Source organism: Ornithinibacillus liuyingii, from assembly GCF_055550225.1.
This window is the reverse complement of the sequence record NZ_JBPWOS010000002.1, coordinates 151857-175089: the sequence shown is the minus strand read 5'-3', so window position 1 is coordinate 175089 and position 23233 is coordinate 151857. Positions and strand designations below refer to the sequence as shown.

The window sequence follows — 23233 nt, the reverse complement described above, 5'->3', positions numbered from 1 at the left end:
GCTTTAGCCCCCTTATCATGCTAATTACTTCCCAAGAATGGCATTCTGATATTCCTTCGGTGATACATGGACGATTTTCTTAAACACCTTACTGAAATAATTTGGTTCATGGTAGCCAACTTCAATCGCGATCTCTTTAATACTTCGCTTCGGATCCTGCATGAGCTTTTTCGCTTTTTCGATACGGCATTCTGTTAAAAAGTCGATATAATTGATTCCCATCTTTTCCTTAAATAATTTACTAATATAAATCGGACTTAAGCCGATCTCTCTCCCGATCGCTTCAAGCGAAATTTCTTCATGGGAATGCTCTGTAATGTATTGCTTAATTTGTTGCACCGTATCTGCTTCAAGCTGATGATAATGCTGGACATGACTTGTATGTAACTGCTCCAATAATAGATTCGTCTCTGTACGAAGCTGGCGATAATCCATTGTCTGAAACGCATAAAGTGGCGATTTGGTTTCGATACGTAAATCCTGTAATACCCGTGAGATGAGCCATAGCACTTCTAGCATTCGTTGCTGACTATAGACTAAGCTTGCCCCCTTCTGTTCAAAAAAGTGGATTAAATGGATGATTTCGTTTCGAATTTCCTCCCACTGTCCGAGTTTAACGTAATCCGGCAGCTGCTTTTTTAATTGGTTTAGTCGTTGGTCAAACAACGCTTCCTCTATTGTCTCTATTTCTGCATAAAAGCGGTATTTCCCCGGAGATAAATAGTCTGTGACGGCAACCAAGGATTCTTGATACGATTGACGAGCTTGGTCTAGTGCGGGATATACATTACCAATCCCGATGAACCAGCCCATCTCCTCCTTCTGATTCGTTACGGAAAGAATTTTACGTGCAAGTGCAATTGCTTGAGAACGAAACGATACACGATGGTTACGGCAAACGATAATGGGTAGCTGATTTCCCGACCATGCTCCGACTAAGCAGTACCCTGATTCTTGTGTTTTTTCCTTTACTAACGTGTAAAGCTGTTCCGAGCTTTCTGGCATGAGAACATTCATGACAAACACTTCTTGCTCCATGTCAATATCGAGTATATCCATTAATATCGTGCGATTTACTTCATGCACATGCTCAAATAACAATTGTGTCACGAGATCCGTTTCGATGATGGACCTCGTTTTTTGGAATACGATCTTCTGTAACTCACTTTCGGCTTTTGCCTTTTGCTCCTGTACAATTTCCTTTAACACCTTGCCAACGATCTCGATAATATCCACCGCTTTACTTGGCTTCAGTAGATAATCAGAGGCACCTAATGTAATGGCTTTTCGCATATAATCAAACGTATCATATGCGGTAACCATGATGAATTTAGTGTCAGGGCTATCTTGCATAATAGTCTCCATAGCTTCTAATCCATTGATACCAGGCATTTTAATATCCATTAAAATTAAATTAGGTTTTAGGACTTTCGCTTTTTCGATAGCCATTTTTCCATTTCTAGCTTCGTTTATCAGAAGACTTGGAAAGGATTTTTGTAAAATAGCCTTCATGCCATCTCGTTCAATTTGTTCATCATCCACGATTAGGAGCTGCATCATGGCCTTCCCCCTTTTCCTTCCATAGCTTTAAGACAACTTTTGTATAACAATCGACGACACTTTCCATTTGGAAAACATCATCCCTGCCATAATAAAGCCGTAAACGAGTCATCACATTACGGCATCCAATTCCAGTGGACTGCTCTTCTTGCGATGTATAATTACCAGTTACAATTTTCTCGATTATTTCCTGTGGCACTCCCACCCCATCATCTTCTATTTCGATGGTTACCCACTCCACATCATCTCGAATACGCACCCATATATTTCCGCCATCTTCCTTAGGCTCTATCCCATGTACTACTGCATTTTCAATAAGTGGTTGTAGTGTAAGGGTTGGTATTGGTATCGTCAGACAGGACGCTTCAATCTCCATCTGAACGTGAAGCCGATCGGTCATTCGCGCCTGTTGGATCTCTAAGTATTGCTTTAACACCTCTACCTCATCCCCGAGTGGTACTTTCCGGTCCATTTGCTTGAGGTTATACCGTAATAGTCCTGCCACATTGACTAATAAATCACTCGTTTCCTGTGCTCCTTCTAAATACGCCTTCTTTGATATAGCATTTAGCGTATTAAATAGGAAATGAGGGTTGATTTGACTTTGCAAACTACGAAACTGGCTTTCTTGCAGTAAAATTTTATTCTGCTGCAGTTCATGTTCCAGCCTCGCTTTTTGCTGTGTTTCGATAAATAGCTTATTGATATTTTTACGCATATGGTCAAAGGTTTTAGCAAGAAACGCAATTTCATCGTTCGTTTCTACTTTAACCTGTAAATCAAATCGTCCTTTCGAAAGCTCGTTTGCCGCTTCGGTAAGTTCGAGTACAGGCTTCGTAATACTTCGTGAGAACCAATACGAAAGAATAAGTAGGACAAAGGCAATTAATAAAATAATCCATATTCCCAGTTCCTTTAACTCATTCGATTGTTTAATCATGCCTACGTAAAATAAGTCATAGGTCTTTAATTCCTTCTCCATGAGTGATAACGTCATATCGGCTATATGATTGGAAATACTACTAGCTTCAGCAAATTCCTTCGCCTTAGCCTCTACCTCATTTTCTGCGTAATATAAGAGGAAGCGATTCGTCGATTCGATAAAACTATCAATCAGGTTGCTATAATTCGTTATCGTGAAATTATTATCAACATTTCTTAGATGGAATACTTGCTCCTTCGCTTGTAAAACTGCTTTTTTTCCTTTTTCGATTTGCTCCATATTATGCGGAGTTGGATTCAACATAAAATCATTGACGTTATTGATTACTTCTTGACTAGCTGTCGATACTTCATTCAAGCTTAAGTAGCGCTGCAAGATTTCATTGTATTGATTTAATGTTTTATTATTATAATAGGTAAGCGCAATCCAAATAGAAGACATAATCACAAGCATAATAGCGGAAACCGTCCATATTTTCTTTTGTATTTTACTCATAAAAAGCAGCTGCCTTTAACACATGAATGTCAGTTAAATAACCATCTGTATCGAGTGGTACGACGTCACCGTTTAACCATTTCGTTAATAAGTCAACACTCTGTTTGCCCATTTGCTCTGGTGATTGTTGAATAATCGCATTTAGTGCACCCTGTCTAAGTAAGGATAGTGATTCCGGTCCTTCATCAAAGGAATAAATATAGAACGGCTCAACTTGGTAGCGCTTACTTATTTCTTGTACAATAGCACCGGCGCTATTGGCGTTAACCGCAATAAACGCATTGGCTTGAGGTACTTGATTTAAGATCTCCTGTGTAACCGCGACCATATCCTCCCGTGTGTTGGAGGTCCCTGCATAATGTATCGTTATCTGTTCATAATCCTGCAATACGGCTTCAATCCCGGCAATTCGTTGCTCCTGGTAATACTCGACATTTCGATTAAACATGAGCACCACATCCCCAGTATCTCCCATATCAGCAAGCATTTGTTTTGCGATGAGCTCGCCAGCCTTATAGTGATCTGAGCCCACATAGGTTCTTCTCAGACTCTCTTCGATTGGTACATCATTCGCTATTGTCATAATCGGAATACCGTAAAAGGAAGCCTTCACCTTTGTTAATTCTTTAAAGTCTTCCGAATCAAGCCCTTGGACAATGATTCCATCTACCTTCGACTGGATGGCAACTTCTAAATTCTTTAGAAAGTCCTCCTGATGGCCACCATAATTCCCCCATACCTCAAGACTTACTCCGAGTTTCTTAGCCTCTCGTTCTGCTGCTCTACCTACCTGATCCCAAAAGGGTGTATCGATATCTTGGGTAATCAGTACTAGCCGGTATGCAGACTGGCTTTCCTTGATGGAGGTTGGCATTTCCCAATCGGATTCGAAGACATGAATTGCTGATGTAGTCGTAAAAAAGCAGAGCACAATAAATATCATACTAAGTATAAGCAGAGATGTCTTACGCAAGAGAAATACCTCCATTCTCTATTTCTTTACGGTAAAATTGGTAGTCGTGTAATGAATGAATATTCATTATCATACCACCATATTTATTGATACAACAAATTAATTTTACTGAGGATAGTAGATTGGTAGTGTAATGAGAAGGGGATGTAAGCATTTCGGAAGGGAAAATTAGGATAGGGGCAACAAACTGCCCCTATTTTATCATTAACTAGCACGTTTTCTAGTCATAACATCAAATATTACTGCTAAGGCTAGGACGCCTCCGCGAATCATATATTGATAGGATATCCCGACTCCAAGCAGGTTCATTCCGTTGGTGAGTGAGGCCATAACGATCGCACCGATAATGGCTCCCGTTACTTTTCCGACTCCCCCTGCTGATGATACCCCACCAACATAGGCAGCAGCAATTGCATCTAGCTCAAATAAAGTACCTGCTGTTGTCGTAGCCGATTGCAGACGGGATGTAAATAATATCCCCGATAAAGCAGCGAGGAATCCCATTGATCCGAACACTAACAACGTGATTTTCTTTACGTTTATACCACTTAGATGTGCCGCTTCTGGATTACTTCCCACTGCATAAATATGCCTACCAATAACCGTCTTAGTCGTAATAAAGTGATATACCATCACAACTACTAAAATAATAATCAGTGTCCATGATAATCCATTATAGCCTGCAAGAATCCATGTAATATAACCAATAATTGCCGAAACAAACACGAGCTGTAAGATGAAGATTGGTTTTGATACTACTTCAAACTCATATTTCAGCATCTTTCTGCGCTTTGAAATGGAACTATAAATAAAGAATAGAATACCGAAAAGCCCTAGTAATAAGGACAGTAAGTGTAATCCACCAATTTCAATAATGGATGGAATATACCCATTCCCAATCGCATTAAATGCATCATTTTGGATAATAATCGTTCCCGATCCTTCTGTTACTTGTAATAAAGCACCACGGAATATCAACCATCCAGCCAGTGTTGCAACAAAGGATGGAATTCCGACCTTAGCAACAAGAAAACCAGTCGTAAGTCCAATTATCGTTCCTATTAACAGAATTAACGGTATAACGAAATATACCGGCATACCAGCACTCATTAATAAAATAGCCGCAATAGCTCCAAGGAACCCTGCTAGGAATCCAATGGATAAATCAATATGACGAATGACGATAACAATCATCACCCCAACCGCTAGAACGGCAATATATCCAGCGGAATCTAGTAAATTACTAATATTACGAGAGGATAAAAATAATCCGTCCGTTAAGATGGTGAAGGTTAACATGATAATGAGTAGCGCAATATACATACCATAATCTCGGATATTATTTTTCAGTAATGATTTTAATTCAGCAAAAAAACTCAATGGTTCCACCCCCTATTGTGTTGCAAGTTCCATAATATTTTCTTGTGTTGCTTCCTCAGCCAATAGCTCACCTTTCATTTCACCTTCTGCCATGACGTAAATACGGTCACTCATTCCTAATACTTCTCCAAGCTCAGATGAAATCATAATGATACTCATTCCCTCAGCGATGAGACGATTCATAATCGTATAGATCTCAAACTTTGCCCCTACATCGATCCCTCTCGTTGGCTCATCGAGAATAAGAATATTCGGCTCAATAAATAACCATTTCCCCAGAGAAACCTTCTGTTGGTTTCCACCACTTAAATTACCAACCAATTGTTCAATAGAAGACGCTTTAATCGTGAGGTCCTTCTTATATTGATCGGCAATCTTTACCTCTTCATTTTCATTAATAACATGACTGACAGATATCGCTTTTAAATTGCCAATGGAAATATTATTCTTAATATCTTGTGTTAAAAACAATCCATCACCTTTACGGTCCTCTGTCACATAAGCAATTCCAGCCTTTATCGCATCACTCGTGTGCTTAAATTTCCTTGTGACACCATCGACCTTTAATTCGCCTTGGAGTTTATAGGACTTTGGATTTCCAAAGATACTTTGGGCGAATTCCGTACGTCCTGCTCCCATTAACCCTGCGATTCCAACAATTTCGCCTTTTTTTACATGAAAATCTATATGATGAAGAATTTGTTTACCTAATTGCGTATCATAGGCAGACCAATTCGATACTTCCAAAATCGTATCGCCAAAGCTTTTCTTCTCACGCTTTGGATAAATGTCATTAATTTCTCTTCCAACCATATTTTTTATAATATTGTTTTCCGTTATTTCGCCTTTTGAAGCTTGTAGTGTACAAATGGTGTTTCCATCTCGAAGCACGGTTGCACTATCTGCTATCGAAATAACCTCTTTCAGCTTATGGGAAATCATAATACTAGTAATCCCTTGTTTCTTTAACTCCCGAAGTAAATGTAATAGATTCTCACTATCATCTTCATTTAATGCCGCGGTTGGCTCATCTAATATAAGTAGCTTTACATCCTTGCTTAATGCTTTGGCAATTTCAATCAGCTGTTGTTGTCCAACTCCCAAATCCTTTACTAGACGCTCTGGGTCCACCTTTAGATTTACTTTTTCCAGTACTTTTTTGGCGGCATGAATCGTATTGTTCCAATCCACGACCCCTTTATGGTGGATTTCATTACCGATAAATAAATTTTCATATACGGGAAGGTCAGGAAATAAGGCAAGCTCCTGATAGATAATGGCGATTCCTGCATTTTCACTATCATTTATCGTTGTAAACTGTTGAATTTCACCTTCGAAAATAATATTGCCTTCATAAGTCCCATAAGGATAAACCCCACTTAATACCTTCATTAGGGTTGATTTTCCTGCTCCATTTTCTCCAACTAAACAGTGAATTTCACCTTTTTCAACTTTGAAATTCACATTACTCAGTGCTTTAACACCTGAGAATTCCTTGGTTATTTGATCCATCTCTAGAATGTATTCACTCATTGCTCCCACCCTTTTAAGACAAGTTAGAATGGTGAAATAGTAATAGTTTGCCTATTACTACTTCACCTGCCAAGCTATTATTCTAGTCCTGTAAATTCATCTGCTTCGTAGTAGCCAGTATCAATGAGTTCTGATTTTACATTGTCTTTATTCACTACAATAACGTCGGTTTGTTTTGCTTTAATATCTACAGAGCCATTGTTGTAAGAACCAGTTGTTTCTGGTGTTTTATCTTCTAACACATCAACAGCCATTCCCATAGCATCCGTTACAAGGGTACGAACATCTTTAAATACGGTCATCGTTTGTTTACCATCGATAATGTATTGGATAGAAGCTTTCTCTGCGTCTTGACCTGTAACAACAAAGCTAGAAATTGCTGGGTCAGATGAGAATACATCGGCAATAGCACGTGCTGTACCATCATTTGGTGCCAGGATTGCTACATCTCCTTTTAAGTCATTGCTTACAGCTGTTAAATGTGTTTCTGCCTTGTTCTTCGATTCATTTGGATCCCAGTTCGTTGTAACCTGACCTAAGATCGCACTCATTTCATCACGAGTAAGCTCTGGCTTATCCTTTAATTTCTCTGCTTCACTGGAGTTAGCAATAACAAATGTACCGTCGGCAATCTTTGGCTGAAGTACTTTCCATGCACCCTCAAAGAATAAGAACGCGTTATTGTCAGACGAAGCACCAGCATATAAATAAAGTGGAACATTAGAGCCTGATGCATGATCAATTAAATATTGTCCCTGTGCCTCACCAACCGCTACACTATCAAACGTTACATAGTAATCCACCGCATCGGTGTCGGTAATTAATCGGTCATAGGCAATTACGGTAATTCCTTCTGCCTTTGCAGCCTCAACCGCAGCACCAGCAGCTGCACCATCATGAGGAGCAATAATCAGTACTTCAATCCCTTTACTAATTAATGTCTCCACATTTTCTTTTTCCTTAGCCGAAGAACCTTGGCTAAACAGAATTTCGGTTGTATGATCAGACCCCTCTAAAGCAGCCTTAAATCGTTCCTCATCCTGCACCCATCTTGGTTCATCCTTTGTAGGAAGAACAATACCTACACTTACAGCTCCACCACTACCACTGCTTGAGTCACTACAAGCAGCAAGTACAAATACTGCCAGGATAGCAACTAATCCTAAGGCAAATACTTTCATTGAATGTTTCAACTTAATCTCCCCTTTTATAGTTCTTCTTTACTACATGTTTCATTATATAAGCGATTCATCCATATGAAAGCGTTAACAAGTGGTAATATTTTAATTTTATCTGTATTTTTTTAACAATGTGTTAACATTTTAAGGACTGTATTCAATAAAATAAGAGCAGGTATCCTACTAACATGTAGAATACCTACCCTTATTTTATTGATCCACCTATTCTTCCTTCGCATTCATGATAATCTCTACCCGGCGGTATAAAAAGAGAACAAAGATTTTTTCTTTGTCCTCTTACATATAAAATAAGTATTGGTGTTAAAAAGTCTAGTCACGCTTAATTACCTCTACATGATAAGCAGAAATTCTACTTGGATTAGATTCTATTAAATAATCACCATAAACGGTTACTTTTTGATTGATTTTAAGGTCATTAAATAATTTGTCATTCTCAGCATCATTATTCTTTGATACTATTGTGATCTCAGAACCATAGTTTGAAGTAAAAAAACCAAATATTCTTTCTCCAATACTTATAGATTCATCTGCTATCCATATTGTGTCAGTTCTTTTAGAGACTATATAACCCTCTATCGTAATATAATTTTCAGGTAGTTTTTGTAAATCACTAGATGTTTCCTTTTCGGATAATATGTCTTTAAAATTTATAGAAAATAATAAAGTTAGTAAACAAGCTAATAGTAACCTTTTATACGGTGGGGGCTTATCCAGTTTAAACACCCTCCAACTATTTAGTTTATTACTATTCAGTAGAGAAAACTCACTGGTTTACCATATAATTAAATAAATTCGTGAAATCTCTTCTAATCTTTGGACCACCATTAATCTGGCCACCATTTGTTAACCCGTACGCACCATTATGAACACCAATCATTCGATTTGATGAATTAAGTACTGGGGAACCTGATTGGCCACTAAATGTGTCCATATTATAAAACAACATTGAAGGATTACTGAAAGCTGAACGGCCTTCCATTCCCCATAATGAAATTTCACCAGTTTCATCCATCTTATCCCCGGGATATCCATAAGTTTTTAAAAGAGTATTATCCTCTATTGTACCAGCTTCCATCCAAGATAATACACCTGCTCTTTCCCCTATCGAGTTCCCATTTTCATCAGGTGCTACTCTTAAAATTGCATAATCATATTCAGCGGCATCTGTTTCACTAAACTCTTCTGGCACAATTATATGAGTAACAGTATAAGCTCCATAGGCAAATTGAGTATTATTCATACCAGGTATTACAGTTGCTCTTAATATAGAGTTATCAATACAATGGGCATTTGTGACGACTAAATCATCAGCTATTACACCACCAGAACACATCGCAACTGAAAATAAACTATCAAACTGAATATAAGTCATAGCACGATATGGCATTATTGTGGTATTTTGCACCTGATGTCTACCGTCATCTCCAATTATAACAAAAGGATTCACTCTTTTACCTAATTCCTCTCTAGTTAAAGGATCAATGACAGGTTTATCTCTATCAATTATTTCATCAAGATTTATTTTCTCCTTTTCTCCGTTTCCCTGTTTACCTTGGTATTCAAACCGTTTACTACCTAGATTAGTAGTATCACCAATCTTTATAATTGACTTTTCTTGCTTTTCTAAATCATACTCAATATAATTAATTTCTTTAGTAGACTCTGGGATGTTTAGTGTGTCATCATTGAGTTCTTCGGCAAAGATGCTTACACTTGGAAAGAATAGAGTAAAAACAAGAAATAAAAATACAAATCTCCTCATTATCAATCCCACCCTTATAGTATTTTTCAAAACTTATATTAACATATTTTTAAATTTTTACAAATATTTATAATAATCATTTTAAAAATAGTACTAAACTCGCCCCTTACTGAAATGATCACTAATTAGCTTATTCTCACTTCAACAAATGATGCAATAATCGTTCCCTATCCTCAAAGAAGCTTTTCATCGTTTTATAATGTCCTGTTTCTTCTAATGCCAACTCCTCCATTCCCTCTTCCGTAAGCTGAATGATTTTGGCATTTGGATAAGCCATGATGATTGGCGAGTGAGTGGAAATGATAAACTGACTTTCCTCGTTTACTAGCTCATGAATCCGGGATAGCATCGACAATTGTCTTAAAGGAGATAAGGCCGCTTCCGGTTCATCCAAAATATATAGGCCATTTTCACCAAATCGATGGATAAATGCTGCAAAGAATGACTCACCATGGGACTGCTCATGAAGTGATTTTCCACCATAGGAATCAATAATTCTACCTCCAAGTATTTCCTTATCTAACTCCTCAATGTGCGTTGCTACATTATAAAAGGATTCCGCCCGAAAGAAAAAACTATTCTTCGGCCGGTATCCACCTTTTGCAATCCGTAAATAATGATGTAAATCGGAATGGGAGTCATAACTAGAGAAGTTAAAATTTAATGTACCACCTTCAGGATTAAACCCTAATCCAATCGCAATCGCTTCTAATAACGTCGACTTCCCCATCCCATTTTCCCCGATAACATATGTCACATTCGGATGAAAGTCGATCTTTTCAAATTCCTGGACTACCGGTAGATTAAATGGGAACGTTTGAAAGGATGCTATACTCTCTCGTTTTAAATCGATGCTTTTTAGATATTGTGTATCCTTATCTAATAGCATGGTCACGCCCCTCTCTTTTCTCCATTTCTATACGATTATTTCCTCGGAAATATAGGAATATTGTCGAATGACGACTTCGAGAATTCTATAAAGCACTACTTCACTTGTACATCCTGCCTTCGTTGTAAATACCACGCATTCATCGCAGCCGCATATTCAAACGGAATATCCTGAATCGTCTCGTGACGAGGTGGGATAGAACGATTAATGGTAGTGACAGACGCAACCGAAAAAAATCGCTGTAACACCGATTGCGAATAGTTCATTTCAATCACATTTTTCCTTTTCGTGATAAACATGCTACTCGTAAAGCCCCCATGCCACCACAGAACCTGATCTTCTGTAAAGGCATATTTCGTGTGCACATAATCCAGTATGCGCTGGACAACAATCAACACAAATAGCCCGATAATCGCAATCCACCATGCTTGCTTTATTTGAAAAAGGTCTGGTTTGAAATAAATTAAAGCAATCGTTGCAATTATCCATACCCAGCTTGGCCTTACTAGCTTCACCCATAATGCATTACGAGGAAGCCTGTGCAATGCTACATCTAATTGATAGCTTGGCATTAATTCTTCAATTAATTGATAAGCCTTCGCTACAGGTAAGAAAGGATAAAGTGAATTTACATTTACCTCACCATCTAGAATGCGGTTAGAGGAGCTAATTAATTTCACTTCCGCTAAGCCAAATAACCGCTTAATCCATGTCTGGGTAATCTCCAAGCCTTGAATTTTCCTTTTCTCAATGACGAACTGACTTTCATCCAGTACACCGCGCTCAATGTAGATATGGGTTGCATCAGAGGAAATCTCATATTTCCCATACCGTATAAACGTTCTAGCAACACCAAATCCAACTGCAACGAAGACTAACAAGATAATCAAGATGGCAACTAACCACTTACTAGCTAGTAACAATTGAAGGATTCCTTCCACCTCATCCTCGTCCGGTAAGAAGGGCTGAATATAATCCCACGCCCCAAAAGCAATGGGAATAATAGCTAAGAAGCTTAGCGATGTGAAGCTTGCCTTCCATAAATCCTTTCGTTCTGGGGTGAAATGAATGGTTCTCCTTGGCTTGGATACGGATTCTTCCACCGGCACTTGTTCCTCTAGCTCGATATGATTGGTAGTTTCGGTTTCATTCTCTTTACCAGCTCGAACCAAGTCTGTCAAATAGTTCGCATGATCCTTTGTTACCACATCAAAATGAATGGAATCATCCTCCCCATCCATCGCTGTTTCAAATGTTATCGAGGTAACACCAAGTATTTTATGGAAAACCGTTGTTTTTCTCGTTACATTTTGAACTTTCGAGAATGGAATCGTATTTGTCTGCTTCACAAAGACCCCTTTATAGAGGTGAAAGGTGCGCTCATGCCATTCATATTTTTCCACAAACCACGCAAGAACAATATGTATGAGCCGTAATACTGCAATAATGATAAAGGCATACCGACCATATTCAAAAAGCCAAAACTCAGAATCCTTTCTAAGCACAAATAAGAGAAGAATAATAAAAAAGCTGTTTTTTACAAATTGATAGATTCGAAAAGCAATGGTCAATGGATGGTATCGCATTATTCATCCACTTCCTTCAACTTCGCATATTCGATTAACCGCTCCCTTAATTCGAGCGCTTTCGTTTCTTCTAAAGCTGGAATCACATGGGAAGACCCCATCGTTTCAACCTTAATGGAACGGGTCTGATAGCGTTTCATAATTGGACCTTGTACAGTTGATACGGATTGAACCTTTGTCATCGGAACGGTTACCCATTCCTTTTTCAGCACGCCATAGCTTAATTGTAAATATTCTTCATCCACCTGATAGCTCCAGCTCCGGTACAAATAGATTGGCTCGATAAACGACCAAATAAACCCTATTATCGTAAACACAAGTGCCGCCAGCAATATCCAAAAAGCCCACATCGGCCATGCGAATAGCTGATATAACCAAAATAGGATTCCAACCACTACCAATCCACCCAAATTGGTTAGCGTGTCCGAAATCATGCGTATTTTAGGGAAGGATGGTGATAACGTATGTGCTAATTTTCTATCACGCATATGTAGAGACCTCCTTATTATTGGAAACAGTAGATCCGTTATTTTTTCTTTCTACCATGATATAGCAACTCTATTATTAAGATAATGAAAGCCACTCCTAGTGCAATGATAAAGCTATTCATTTGGTTGATCTTCTGTAATAGCGCGATCCAATAGAATACGAATGTTCGAGAAAGCAGGATAATGACATAATAGATGATCCCTTTTCCAACTATGTATTTAACCACTATCTCTACAATACTATCTATTGTAAACAGATAAATGAGGATAATAATAGTCAGCATGATTAATTGATTCGTACTTAACTGTAGAGAAAACAGCATATCGACTACATTTGCTGAACCAAGTATCGTCAATAATAGGATGGCAATCGCAATCGCTGGCATTAAGGCTAGCAATACCGAAACAAACCAAACCATCCATATACTCATCTTTTCCTCTTCTGGTTCTTTTTGATTACTTTTGTACACAAATGCTAAAATCAATACCAATGAAATACTATAGACAACTGCTAACATAATGATGATTTTCATACAACACATCCTATCTATTAGACTTTTTTTCTTTCTAAAATAGATAATAGAGGGGCGTCTGATAACTATAGTACGAAAATACAGACTAAAAGTTTCACGATAATTTTTTTAAAACAGGGCCAAAACTCCCTCATCCATGATAATTGAAAAGCTGTCGGGGTTCTAGATAGCTATACCTCCATTGTCATCATCCTTCCTAACTTTTCCTAGTGTACCTTTTCCCTTAGTGAATGGACAGAAAACGATCACCTAGGAACTCTAACAGCCTGACTTCCTTTACTATCTACTTATTACAACTTTGTCCTGCTTTCCTGCCTCAAACCGCCCATATTCCCGCTGAAATTTCATTCGTACTGTACCGGTTGGACCATTTCGCTGTTTGCCAATAATAATTTCAATTTGTTCTGCCTGTTCCGTATCCCGATGGTAATAATCGTCCCGATACAAAAAGGCAATGACATCTGCATCCTGTTCGATGTTCCCAGAGTCCCGGAGATCGGACATCATGGGACGCTTGTCCTGTCTGGAGTCTACCCCTCTAGACAATTGTGAAAGTAGCACAATCGGAATATTCAACTCCATCGCTAGTAGCTTTAACTCGCGCGTAATCTCCCCTATCTCTAAGTCACGTCGATTCATTTTGACTGCCGGTGTAATCAGCTGCAGGTAATCTATAATCGCCACATGCTTCTTCGTTGGTTGTTTATAGACGAGCTTTCGAATGGTTGCCCGAATCTCCTGGACTGTACGCTTCTGGTCATAAATTCGCAAATCCCAATCGGCAATCTCCCCAATAGCCCGGAGTGCATGCTCGTAATCCCGTTGAGAAAATGTCATCCTCCGCCACTTCTGACTGTTAATCAGCCCCTCCGCCGAAATGACACGCTGCAATAATTGCTTCGTCCCCATCTCTAAGCTAAAGATAGCCGCCGTCCCACCATTCTTACAAATCCCTGCTGCAAGATTAAGAGAAAAGGCTGTTTTACCAACGGAGGGCCTGGCTGCAATAATAATTAAATCCCCACGCTGAAAGCCTCCTGTCATCGCATCCAGCTCCCCATAAGTCGTTAACAGTCCCGAGGATACCCCATCCGAAAAGCACATATCATCGGTAATTTCTAACAGATAATCATAGGTCGTCTTCTCCGTTTTATCCACACCAATGGTCTGAAAATCCTGCAGTCGCTGGATTAGCCTATCTAATGCTTGCTCATTTGGGGCCGTGGCATATTGCAATACATATTCCCGTGTCTTTCGATTCCGATATGCATCGAGCATCAGCCGCTCATGCTGGGTAATGCTCTCCGTTGAAGCAACAGATTCCGCCATCTCCAGAAGATAAGTGGTCCCCCCAACCGCCTCGATCGCTTCTCCGAGAAAAGTCGTCACAACGACAATATCGATAAACTCCCCCTGACTGACCGCCTGCTTCATCGCCTGATAGATAGTCTTATGTTTAGCAAAGTAAAAATGCTCCTCCTGCACGGTAATCTGCTGAAATAACGAACCATCTAGCAATACCGCCCCAAGCACCGCTACCTCCGCTTCATAGTTTTCCAGCTTCATAGCCTGACTTCTTCCTCACTAAATTCTGCAATTCCGTATGAAATCGCGCCTTCACTTCAGGGGCTACTTGCTGAGCCTCTTCCGCCCACACCTGCATCTCTTCCAGGTAATCATTTTCCACCTGTATTGGTGCAGCAATATCAGCAATCGTTGGTGGAAAGGGATTTTGCGAAACATAGTGGGTAAGGTTATCCATCACCTGTTGGTAATCCATCTTCTCTAATAGCGGAATCAAAAATGTCATCCGCTCCTTTTTCACATTAAACTTCGGATATAGCTCCTTAATCAACTGTAAAATATCAATTGCTTCCTGCCGGTTCACTAGCCCTCCCTCCTCAATTCATCAAATAACGCCTGATAATCATCCTGCTTATTTTTCGGAAATGGAACAGTCTTTTGCACCTGTTTTAACCGAGCCTTCCGATAAGCTAGCACGTCTTTTACCGTCTCCAGCCCATTTTCAAGCCATTCCTCTAAAATTCTCACCACATACTTTACCGTCCTCGCACCGTTATCCGCCCCATGCTCAATCGCCGCCAAAATCAATTCATCCGACATCTTATCCCTATAGCTGAGCAATTCTTCCCGTCCGAAAATACTCATCATGCCAATATGTGCTTCATAAAAATAAATAATCGCTTGCTCATCCATCTGTCTTTCTTGTCCTTGTCCATGTCTTTGTCTATGTATGGGCAAATATTTTGACCGATAGGGGTCTACAATTTGGACTGCCTGGTCAACAGAATGGACAGATGAGTCAAGTGTTTGGACTAAGGAAATAAGTTGATATTCCCCAGCACACCCCTTTGATCCTTTCTTATAATGAATTAACTTGTTCTCCTTTAGCATATTTCTCGCATTAATAAGCCCCTGCTTCGATAAACCTGTTATTTCCTGAAGGGTAGAATTTGGTGCATTGAACTTCCTTTTCCACCCGACGGTAGCATTCACTTCCATTAAGGCATACCACAAGGAAATTGCACTATTCGTTAGTTTATGCTTCTTTGCCCATTTTCGAAAAGCCATCGTTTCCAAATTAAAATCCATTATCATTCCCTCACTTTCCTAGCTTTTTTTATTCATTTTCCAGACTCTTCTTCGCCTCGTCTTGTACCCATAAATCGATGGAATCCTTCGTAAATAAAATCCGATTCCGTAGCTTTAGATGTGGAATCTGCTTTAGCTTGACCATGGTGTAGATCGTATCCGTGTGCACACCTAGATAATTGGCAACTTCCTTGACCGTTAAAGTTCGTCGTTCCATGATAGACCTCCTTTCCTTTAGCAAGTTGTTGGTTTATTTCGGATTGTTTTGGTTCTTCATAGTTATAATCGTGGCGAGGGAGGAAAAAGAGGCATTGGTGGTGAAAAAATTGGTTAGGATTGAGTTGAATGATAGAAAGCATTTTTGTTTAGGATGGGAATGGTTTGATTGTTTTATAGGACAATATAGTATTTACTTGATATATTGATACACCTAAGTTCTAAGAATCTAAAGTGATGACAAAGGACTTCTAAGAATAATTAATATTGCATTTTGTCACAGCTACGATAATGCAATATAATGAAATCCAGAGTGATAGTTAGATATTGATACGAAACCAACTAGCAGGCCTAAAAGTATGGAGGACAGGTTTAATGAAAGGAAGAAATCCATTTTTTCATAGATAACTAGATTATAAAGTTAATTTCCATAATACCAGGGGTGAGGTTGTGAGTGAAACATTAATAAAACAGATTCCAATAATAAGCGATTACAAAGAAATTATTGAAATTACAAAGGGGTTTTCCTCAGATGAAAAATTTCTTATACATATGCAAGATGGTAACAATAAATTTCTACTTCGGATGTTTGATTTAGAAGAGTTGGAAGTAAAGAAGACAGAATACTCTATTTTAGAAAAGATGCAGGATTATAATGTTACCTGTTCAAAACCGATTTCAATTGGTGAGGTAGGTAATCGAGGATATATGGTCACATCCTATATAGAGGGCAAGGATGCTGAGAATGAAATCCTAAAATACTCAGAACAAGAGCAATTGAATATTGGTATTGAGGCTGGAATAGAATTAAGAAAAATGCACCAATTATCTGCTCCAGCACATATTTCTTCGTGGTATTCAAGGAAAGTTGCAAAACATAACAAATATATAGATGCCTACTTAGATTGTGGGGTAAAAGTTAAAAATGATCATATCATCATGAATTTTATTGATGAGAATATTCATCTCATGAAACAACGCCCAAACGTATTTCAACATGATGATTTTCACCTTGGAAACATCATTGTGAATAATAAAAAATTCGCGGGAGTTATTGACTTTGGCAGGTATGATTGGGGTGATCCTATTCACGAATTTCTGAAGATAGGAATTTTTAGTCGTGGAGTAAGCATTCCCTTTTCAATTGGACAAATCAAAGGTTATTTTAATAATAAAGAACCAGATGAAGCTTTTTGGAGATTGTATTCACTATACTTAGCAATGTGCGTTTTCTCCACTGTAGTATGGACTTTAAAAACTATTCCAAACAACATGAATGAGATGTTAGATAAAGTGTATATGTATTTAGAAGATCATGATTACTTCAGTAGATTAAAACCCAAGTGGTATCAATAGAATCATCCATGATGTCGGGGCAAGGTTATAAGGCGGTCTTTGAATTGGATCGTCTTTTTCTATACGATTAATCCTATTATTGGAATATTATGTTAGTATTTAGATAGTAGTTATATACGAATAAGCAAGATTAGTAAGGAAATGTAACCATTTAATGGCATTGAGGTAAAGTTATGAAAAAACTAGTTTTGTTAATCCTCGTAATGGGGATCAGTTTGGTTGGATGTAGTCAAGATGCACCTAATAGTAATAGCGAAATGAACCTTTCCACAAAAGAAAGAGTTTATAGTAATACGTGGGACGGTAATCCTGTAATAGTTAAACAAAAAAATAGTAATGGGAATTATGAACTAATTAATGAAATAGATGATAGGGAAGTAGTTAATGAAATTATCGAGGCTTTAGATAATGCCGATTGGCAAGAGAATATCAAACTTGATATACGTCCCCCAGATTATCAATTTACTTGGAATTCTTATGAACACCATGTTTGGTTAAATGAAAATGGAACATTAGAACTGATCATCGTCGGACAATCGAATTATGTTACGTTATCTGAAGCAGCTTCCGAGAGGGTATTTGAAATCTTAACTGGAAAACAATGATAAATTTCATAAGCGGGCGCACGCGTTAAACAAGGTGAGCAAGTTAGTTTTTAAGGAATCTATGTTAGATGGAGGGATTATATTGAAAGATAGAGAGACTAATGAGTTTGAGAATACGATACATGCTATTAATCATCTTTCGGAAGAGGATGCTAAATCGTTGTTAAAATTAACCTATGGATTTGTTAATACTGCTATGACGGGGAATGGCGGGGATAAAATGAAATTAGAAGTTGTCGATAAGCTATCAGATATTTATAAACAAATTCCAGAATTAAATGAGTTAAGAGATAGATAAAAGCGCTTTGTTTAAACACCAATAATACGAAATAGAATATTACATGCTTATTTGGAATTTTTAATAGTACAAGATCGCTTCCCATTTCATAGGAATGTTAATTTTCAGTAAAAACTCCGAATCAAATAAGCAATTACTGTTTCCTTTGAATAAACATTGTCGTATAATATTTTAATTCTCAAACTACTATTTCCCCACCCTTTTGTTCATACTGTTATTACGAATAATCTAGAAAGCTATAAAAATAAGGATGACGATCATGCCTAAATTAAGAACTATACTATTTTTAGTATTATTGATAGGGGTACTTTGGCATTTTTATGGTGATGCCTTCCAGGAATCTGGCTACCGAGGTACTTATGACAAAATGAAGCACGATGTAGAAGAAATAATGGATAGTCCCAGAATTGCCTTAACACTGGATACCCTTAAACAAGAATTTGAGCTTCTCTGGAATAAGTTCAGCTCGAATAAGGAGAATACTTCTCCTACAGAACCAACACCAGAAGCGCCAAAATTAACGCAGCCGACAGATCAAACCTTTTCAATCCATAATATTGAAATTGGTGATATGCGCTCCGAGGTGGAAAAACAAGTTGGAAAACCAAAGCGTTCCACATTAAATGAATACGGCGTCGAATGGGCTACCTACCATGAGAATTACCATAACTTCCTCATGGTAGCGTATGATTCCTCAGACAAGGTTGCTGGACTATACACGAATCAAGACTTATTAGCATCGAAAGTCGGAATAACATTCAACAGTTCGAGAAATGACGTATTGTCCACTCTAGATGACCCGATTAAAGCGATTCGCAAGGGGAGGATTCTCTACCAGGTACAAGAAACCGACGAGTACAATACCTTTCTAATCGATAACAATTATGTCACGATCTTTTATGATCTGCATGAAAACAATAGAGTGACTGCTATTCAAATCATCAGCGCTGATTTAGAAAAACAGAAAGCAGCCTATTTTGGAGATGCAACACCTGCATTACAACAAGGATTAGAATATCAATTATTCGACCTTACGAATGCTGAACGAGTAAAGCGAGGGCTCTCTGTCCTTTCTTGGGAAGAACCATTACGAAAAACAGCCCGTGATCACAGTGCAGACATGGCGAAGAATAACTACTTTAGCCATGAAAACCTAGAAGGAAAATCCCCCTTTGACCGAATGGCCGACGACGCCATATCCTTCCGTGGAGCTGGCGAAAACCTCGCAACCGGTCAACCAAGCAGTATCTTTGCCCATGAAGGATTGATGAATTCGCTGGGTCATAGGGAAAATATCTTAAAAGCTGGATTTGATTCCTTAGCGGTTGGGGTTGCTTTTAATGAGGAGAATCAGCCGTTTTATACGGAGAATTTTTTGAGGAAGTGATGTACTCTATTATAAAATTAACTTGGTAAAAAATCTGATGATTATCTTATCTCTATCCCATCAACTTACTAGAGAGAAAATGCAAGGTCATCATCCAACTGTTATCTTCGAGATATCGGATATGAAAATACATTAGAACAATGGTAGGATTTTCAAAGACGTATTATATGAGTACAATGGGAATTTCTTATTCTATCCTTTCAATTATGAGCAAATTTCGGTATATTATCCAAGCGTGATTACGATTTTTCAAAATGCAGGGTTGATAGAAGTAAAGAGAGGATTTCTTATCTGAATTTAAGTCTGAACGAGCTGGTAGAATGGTTTGTTTTGCTGTAACTCGGTGGAATTTTTTCTGAGGGCGTGAATTAAAGTAAGAACGATTACAGGTAGTGGGAACGCTCTTGTACATCATTGAAGAGTCAAAAGTGGTTTAAAATTAATTATATAAAATAAGACCCCAGAATTTAGATCTTCACTAACTTTGGGGTCCAAAATCATTTGATTAGACTTCCTTTTTCTTTAATGAATAATATTCCTTGGCTTGTATTCTAATCTGAAACTATATACTTTCTTTATTAACAAATGAACCTTTCCTCAAATTTCTTATTAGTTTAATAATAGAAGTCCCATTTTTACATTTACCGAGTAATGGCAGTTATATTAAACATAGTAAAATCCTATTCCTACAGAAAACTACAAATTAATAGTTTATAAATCTTGTCTACAAGTACACTAAATTTAGCAAGATTGATATTTTTATCTTCTAACGTAAACTACTTTCTCCCTCCAACTGTGACCAGGTTGTGCCGTAAATTCATTTATTAGAAATCTAATATTATTTCTAATTGAACCAGTTACTGTTCTACCAGCACCTAAAATTCGATTAGTAAAAATAGATTGGAACTGACCATGTGGAACACAAACAAAAGAAAGTCTTACAATATTATCATTTTCATTATAGTCCATTATGAAGAAATAAGTTAAATTTGGAATCTCCCCGCTTATGCTATGATATACATAATGTTCAAGGTTTGCCTCCCAAGTCTTAGTCCCTTGTGTTAAAGTGGTATTTGAATCATATGTCGTTTCATTTCTTTCGACAGTTATTTTGTTTCCTCTAGCATCCAGATCAGAACCAGGTGCGGTAGATCTAGTTTTTGCATCAATATGTATTATTGCATCACCACACTCATAACAACTATCAGAAGATATAGTTGTAGAAGATACATACCATCCTAATTGACGACTAATTATTGACTCTAATACATTCTCGACTTTCTTTTCAAACATATTGCTTTTGGAACCTGGGTTAGCTGTTCTAACCAAATTCTTATGACTTGAGATTTGACCAAGTATTTCTCCTAAATGAGTTTCAATCATTTCACTAATAATCTTAAAGTACTTTAGTTCTAAACTCATTAGTTCATCATTATCTAACATGCTCCTCCCCCTATACCAGAAACTTATAATTTTTCAATTATTATACAGTTTTATATATTATATTTCAAAAAATAGAACCAAATATAAGAATAACTAAACAATTATTCTATTAGTTAATCTATTATGTATACAAAATTTATAAGCTTATGATAAAATGTTACTTTATTCATTTATTAAATCACACTTGCAATTAGAGCAAGTGTTCTTTATAATATGAATTAACAATATATTTTATTGATCTATGTTATGATATATTGGAGAATAAAATCGAATTTAGGTGATATTATGACTAATAATCCTACAGTAGTTTCCCTTTTTGCAGGTGCAGGTGGTATGGATAAAGGATTTGTTAATGCTGGTTTTGACATACTATGGGCCAATGATTTTGAGAAAGATGCAGTAGAAACTTATAAAAAAAATATAGGAAATCACATTGTTTTAGGGGATATAACTACAATTGATAGCTCGGATATCCCTGATTCTCCAGATGTAATTATAGGAGGTTTTCCTTGTCAAGGATTTTCGGTTGCAAACACTAAAAGAAATATGAAAGATAAGCGGAATTTTTTATATAAAGAAATGCTACGTATAATAAAAGATAAAAAACCAAAGTTCTTTTTAGCAGAAAATGTTAAAGGCATATTATCCATGGAGCAAGGTAAAGTCATTGAAATGATAAAAAATGACTTCATTTCATTAGGATATAAAGTTAATGTTAAACTTTTAAATGCAGCTGAATATGGTGTTCCTCAAGCGAGAGAACGAGTATTCATAATGGGAAATAGATTAGATTTGGAAAACAAATTCCCTGAACCAACACATGCAGACTTTGAAAATAGTACTCTACTTGAAGAGGAGTTGTTCTTAAAGAACAAAAAACCATTTGTTACCGTCAAAGATGCAATAGGACATTTAGCTAATGTAAGAACTAGAGATTTACCTTTTGAGCATGAAGGAAAAATGATTTTTAACCATATCGCTTCCACCAATGTAAGCGATAAGTTTTATGGTAGAAAGCATGAAGTAAATCAAGCTGATGTCTGTGACTACTTAAAAGAATGGAGAAAAAAATCAGGGTTATCAGTAAAGAAAATAGATGAAATATTCGGATATAGACATACGGCTGGTCATTGGTTTAGAAAGGATAACAACTCTGGTTCTATCCCAAAGCCTGAAGATTGGTGGAAATTAAAAGAATTGCTTGGTTTCGATAATAAATTCGATAAACTTGTAACTGAATATGAAGAAAAAGAGATTAGATATGAGCAGTCTCTTAGAATAACTAATTGGGAACGTCCTAGTGATACAATAACAGCATCCGGACCAGAAATTCACATCAATAAGTTAAGACGTCTATCTGTAAGAGAATGTGCTATTTTACAAACTTTCCCTGATAATTTTGAATTCCTAGGAAGTCTAAACAGTCAGTATCGTCAAGTTGGCAATGCAGTACCAGTGTTGCTATCATACAAGATCGCAGAGTGTATAAAAGAACAACTTATATGTAATAAAGATAATCTTCTCTTAGGTACCACTCAAAGTGAAAAGAATTTAGTTGCAAATATGTAATAAATACTAATCGAGTAGAGAAGAAAGTTAAGTTCCTTCCACCGTACATACGGTTCCGTATACGGCGGTTCAATTTATATTACAATGTGTTACTTTTAAGTAGCGGCCTAAGGCAAAAGGAATCCCCCTTTGCCTTAGGCGTTTTTTAGATAATGCTTTTTGAATTACCTTCGATAGTCAAATGTAACAATGCCTCCTTCTACTGTACGTTAAGCCCTTTGCTTCTTCTTCAGAAATGCCGATTGGACAAGGGCTTTTATTCTCTTCTTGCTGGACTTGTCTTCTATTGCTTCCAAATGATTACTCGCAATCTGGAGCGGAGTTTATGTCTATTATTCCAAGTGTTGGCGAAGGTTGGTATTTCCTTTTCTGGATTTGAGCACGAAGTTTTCCTTTATGTTCATT

22 protein-coding genes are annotated in these 23233 nt (G+C 37.5%); 5 read left to right on the top strand and 17 right to left on the bottom strand.

Going from position 1 to position 23233, the window contains the following annotated elements:
* Positions 1-24 precede the first annotated feature (24 nt).
* The 16 genes from ACSKT4_RS03755 to ACSKT4_RS03680 form a co-directional block, all read right to left on the bottom strand.
* Entirely contained in the window at positions 25-1560 is a 1536-nt protein-coding gene (locus ACSKT4_RS03755) for a response regulator (RefSeq protein ID WP_186869168.1), read from the bottom strand.
* On the bottom strand, positions 1535-2998 hold the full coding sequence (locus tag ACSKT4_RS03750) for a sensor histidine kinase (protein ID WP_186869167.1): 1464 nt from the start codon (positions 2996-2998) through the stop codon (positions 1535-1537). The genes ACSKT4_RS03755 and ACSKT4_RS03750 overlap by 26 nt, the downstream gene beginning before the upstream one ends.
* Complete coding sequence (locus ACSKT4_RS03745) at positions 2991-3971, bottom strand: substrate-binding domain-containing protein (protein ID WP_186869166.1); 981 nt, start codon at positions 3969-3971, stop codon at positions 2991-2993. Before ACSKT4_RS03745 ends, ACSKT4_RS03750 begins: the two co-directional genes overlap by 8 nt.
* A gap of 204 nt (positions 3972-4175) precedes the next feature.
* Complete coding sequence (locus ACSKT4_RS03740; protein WP_186869398.1) at positions 4176-5294, bottom strand: ABC transporter permease subunit; 1119 nt, start codon at positions 5292-5294, stop codon at positions 4176-4178.
* 69 nt (positions 5295-5363) lie between these two features.
* The gene (locus ACSKT4_RS03735) at positions 5364-6884 is read right to left on the bottom strand and encodes a sugar ABC transporter ATP-binding protein (protein WP_186869165.1); all 1521 of its coding nucleotides are present in this window, start codon (positions 6882-6884) and stop codon (positions 5364-5366) included.
* A gap of 77 nt (positions 6885-6961) precedes the next feature.
* Positions 6962-8077 carry a sugar ABC transporter substrate-binding protein gene (locus tag ACSKT4_RS03730; protein ID WP_255488088.1) on the bottom strand — a complete coding sequence of 372 codons (1116 nt, stop codon included), beginning with the start codon at positions 8075-8077 and terminating at the stop codon, positions 6962-6964.
* A gap of 315 nt (positions 8078-8392) precedes the next feature.
* The gene (locus ACSKT4_RS03725; RefSeq protein ID WP_186869164.1) at positions 8393-8806 is read right to left on the bottom strand and encodes a DUF3221 domain-containing protein; all 414 of its coding nucleotides are present in this window, start codon (positions 8804-8806) and stop codon (positions 8393-8395) included.
* A gap of 40 nt (positions 8807-8846) precedes the next feature.
* Positions 8847-9845, bottom strand: coding sequence for a trypsin-like serine peptidase (locus tag ACSKT4_RS03720; RefSeq protein ID WP_186869163.1), 999 nt, complete (start codon positions 9843-9845; stop codon positions 8847-8849).
* 136 nt (positions 9846-9981) lie between these two features.
* Positions 9982-10734 carry an AAA family ATPase gene (locus tag ACSKT4_RS03715; protein WP_339216290.1) on the bottom strand — a complete coding sequence of 251 codons (753 nt, stop codon included), beginning with the start codon at positions 10732-10734 and terminating at the stop codon, positions 9982-9984.
* 95 nt (positions 10735-10829) lie between these two features.
* Complete coding sequence (locus ACSKT4_RS03710; protein ID WP_465822841.1) at positions 10830-12320, bottom strand: PH domain-containing protein; 1491 nt, start codon at positions 12318-12320, stop codon at positions 10830-10832.
* Positions 12320-12808 carry a PH domain-containing protein gene (locus ACSKT4_RS03705; protein ID WP_186869160.1) on the bottom strand — a complete coding sequence of 163 codons (489 nt, stop codon included), beginning with the start codon at positions 12806-12808 and terminating at the stop codon, positions 12320-12322. The genes ACSKT4_RS03710 and ACSKT4_RS03705 overlap by 1 nt, the downstream gene beginning before the upstream one ends.
* 38 nt (positions 12809-12846) lie before the next feature.
* Positions 12847-13341 (bottom strand): hypothetical protein, encoded by a 495-nt coding sequence (locus tag ACSKT4_RS03700; protein ID WP_465822840.1) that lies wholly within the window; start codon positions 13339-13341, stop codon positions 12847-12849.
* Positions 13342-13620: 279 nt separating this feature from the next.
* Positions 13621-14907, bottom strand: a complete 1287-nt coding sequence (gene dnaB, locus ACSKT4_RS03695; protein WP_343457791.1) for a replicative DNA helicase — start codon at positions 14905-14907, stop codon at positions 13621-13623.
* Positions 14888-15229, bottom strand: a complete 342-nt coding sequence (locus ACSKT4_RS03690) for a replicative helicase loader/inhibitor (protein ID WP_186869158.1) — start codon at positions 15227-15229, stop codon at positions 14888-14890. The genes dnaB and ACSKT4_RS03690 overlap by 20 nt, the downstream gene beginning before the upstream one ends.
* Positions 15229-15954 carry a DnaD domain-containing protein gene (locus ACSKT4_RS03685; protein ID WP_339216299.1) on the bottom strand — a complete coding sequence of 242 codons (726 nt, stop codon included), beginning with the start codon at positions 15952-15954 and terminating at the stop codon, positions 15229-15231. Before ACSKT4_RS03685 ends, ACSKT4_RS03690 begins: the two co-directional genes overlap by 1 nt.
* Before the next feature lie 28 nt (positions 15955-15982).
* Positions 15983-16171, bottom strand: a complete 189-nt coding sequence (locus ACSKT4_RS03680) for a helix-turn-helix domain-containing protein (protein WP_343457789.1) — start codon at positions 16169-16171, stop codon at positions 15983-15985.
* A gap of 449 nt (positions 16172-16620) precedes the next feature.
* On the opposite strand from ACSKT4_RS03680, the gene ACSKT4_RS03675 reads away from it, so the two are divergent.
* From ACSKT4_RS03675 to ACSKT4_RS03660, 4 genes are all read left to right on the top strand, one after another.
* Positions 16621-17526, top strand: a complete 906-nt coding sequence (locus tag ACSKT4_RS03675; RefSeq protein WP_343457788.1) for an aminoglycoside phosphotransferase family protein — start codon at positions 16621-16623, stop codon at positions 17524-17526.
* A gap of 173 nt (positions 17527-17699) precedes the next feature.
* Positions 17700-18131 (top strand): YhfM domain-containing protein, encoded by a 432-nt coding sequence (locus ACSKT4_RS03670; protein ID WP_465822838.1) that lies wholly within the window; start codon positions 17700-17702, stop codon positions 18129-18131.
* 82 nt (positions 18132-18213) lie between these two features.
* Positions 18214-18429, top strand: a complete 216-nt coding sequence (locus ACSKT4_RS03665) for a hypothetical protein (RefSeq protein ID WP_343457786.1) — start codon at positions 18214-18216, stop codon at positions 18427-18429.
* A gap of 259 nt (positions 18430-18688) precedes the next feature.
* Entirely contained in the window at positions 18689-19816 is a 1128-nt protein-coding gene (locus tag ACSKT4_RS03660) for a CAP domain-containing protein (RefSeq protein ID WP_339216309.1), read from the top strand.
* A 759-nt stretch (positions 19817-20575) separates the two neighbouring features.
* On the opposite strand, the gene ACSKT4_RS03655 is transcribed toward ACSKT4_RS03660, so the two are convergent.
* Positions 20576-21259, bottom strand: a complete 684-nt coding sequence (locus ACSKT4_RS03655) for a hypothetical protein (RefSeq protein WP_339216311.1) — start codon at positions 21257-21259, stop codon at positions 20576-20578.
* Between the two features lie 285 nt (positions 21260-21544).
* Here ACSKT4_RS03655 and ACSKT4_RS03650 point away from each other — a divergent pair, with 285 nt between their 5' ends.
* Positions 21545-22828, top strand: a complete 1284-nt coding sequence (locus ACSKT4_RS03650; RefSeq protein ID WP_339216313.1) for a DNA cytosine methyltransferase — start codon at positions 21545-21547, stop codon at positions 22826-22828.
* Positions 22829-23233: the final 405 nt, after the last annotated feature.

Coding starts and splice junctions, on each gene's coding strand:
- ACSKT4_RS03650 (WP_339216313.1), top strand. CDS start 21,545: ATGACTAATAATCCTACAGTAGTTTCCCTTTTTGCAGGTGCAGGTGGT.
- dnaB (WP_343457791.1), bottom strand. CDS start 14,907: ATGAAGCTGGAAAACTATGAAGCGGAGGTAGCGGTGCTTGGGGCGGTA.
- ACSKT4_RS03705 (WP_186869160.1), bottom strand. CDS start 12,808: ATGCGTGATAGAAAATTAGCACATACGTTATCACCATCCTTCCCTAAA.
- ACSKT4_RS03715 (WP_339216290.1), bottom strand. CDS start 10,734: ATGCTATTAGATAAGGATACACAATATCTAAAAAGCATCGATTTAAAA.
- ACSKT4_RS03740 (WP_186869398.1), bottom strand. CDS start 5,294: ATGTATATTGCGCTACTCATTATCATGTTAACCTTCACCATCTTAACG.
- ACSKT4_RS03670 (WP_465822838.1), top strand. CDS start 17,700: ATGAAAAAACTAGTTTTGTTAATCCTCGTAATGGGGATCAGTTTGGTT.
- ACSKT4_RS03680 (WP_343457789.1), bottom strand. CDS start 16,171: ATGGAACGACGAACTTTAACGGTCAAGGAAGTTGCCAATTATCTAGGT.
- ACSKT4_RS03710 (WP_465822841.1), bottom strand. CDS start 12,320: ATGCGATACCATCCATTGACCATTGCTTTTCGAATCTATCAATTTGTA.
- ACSKT4_RS03750 (WP_186869167.1), bottom strand. CDS start 2,998: ATGAGTAAAATACAAAAGAAAATATGGACGGTTTCCGCTATTATGCTT.
- ACSKT4_RS03720 (WP_186869163.1), bottom strand. CDS start 9,845: ATGAGGAGATTTGTATTTTTATTTCTTGTTTTTACTCTATTCTTTCCA.
- ACSKT4_RS03660 (WP_339216309.1), top strand. CDS start 18,689: ATGCCTAAATTAAGAACTATACTATTTTTAGTATTATTGATAGGGGTA.
- ACSKT4_RS03735 (WP_186869165.1), bottom strand. CDS start 6,884: ATGAGTGAATACATTCTAGAGATGGATCAAATAACCAAGGAATTCTCA.
- ACSKT4_RS03655 (WP_339216311.1), bottom strand. CDS start 21,259: ATGTTAGATAATGATGAACTAATGAGTTTAGAACTAAAGTACTTTAAG.
- ACSKT4_RS03700 (WP_465822840.1), bottom strand. CDS start 13,341: ATGAAAATCATCATTATGTTAGCAGTTGTCTATAGTATTTCATTGGTA.
- ACSKT4_RS03755 (WP_186869168.1), bottom strand. CDS start 1,560: ATGATGCAGCTCCTAATCGTGGATGATGAACAAATTGAACGAGATGGC.
- ACSKT4_RS03685 (WP_339216299.1), bottom strand. CDS start 15,954: ATGGATTTTAATTTGGAAACGATGGCTTTTCGAAAATGGGCAAAGAAG.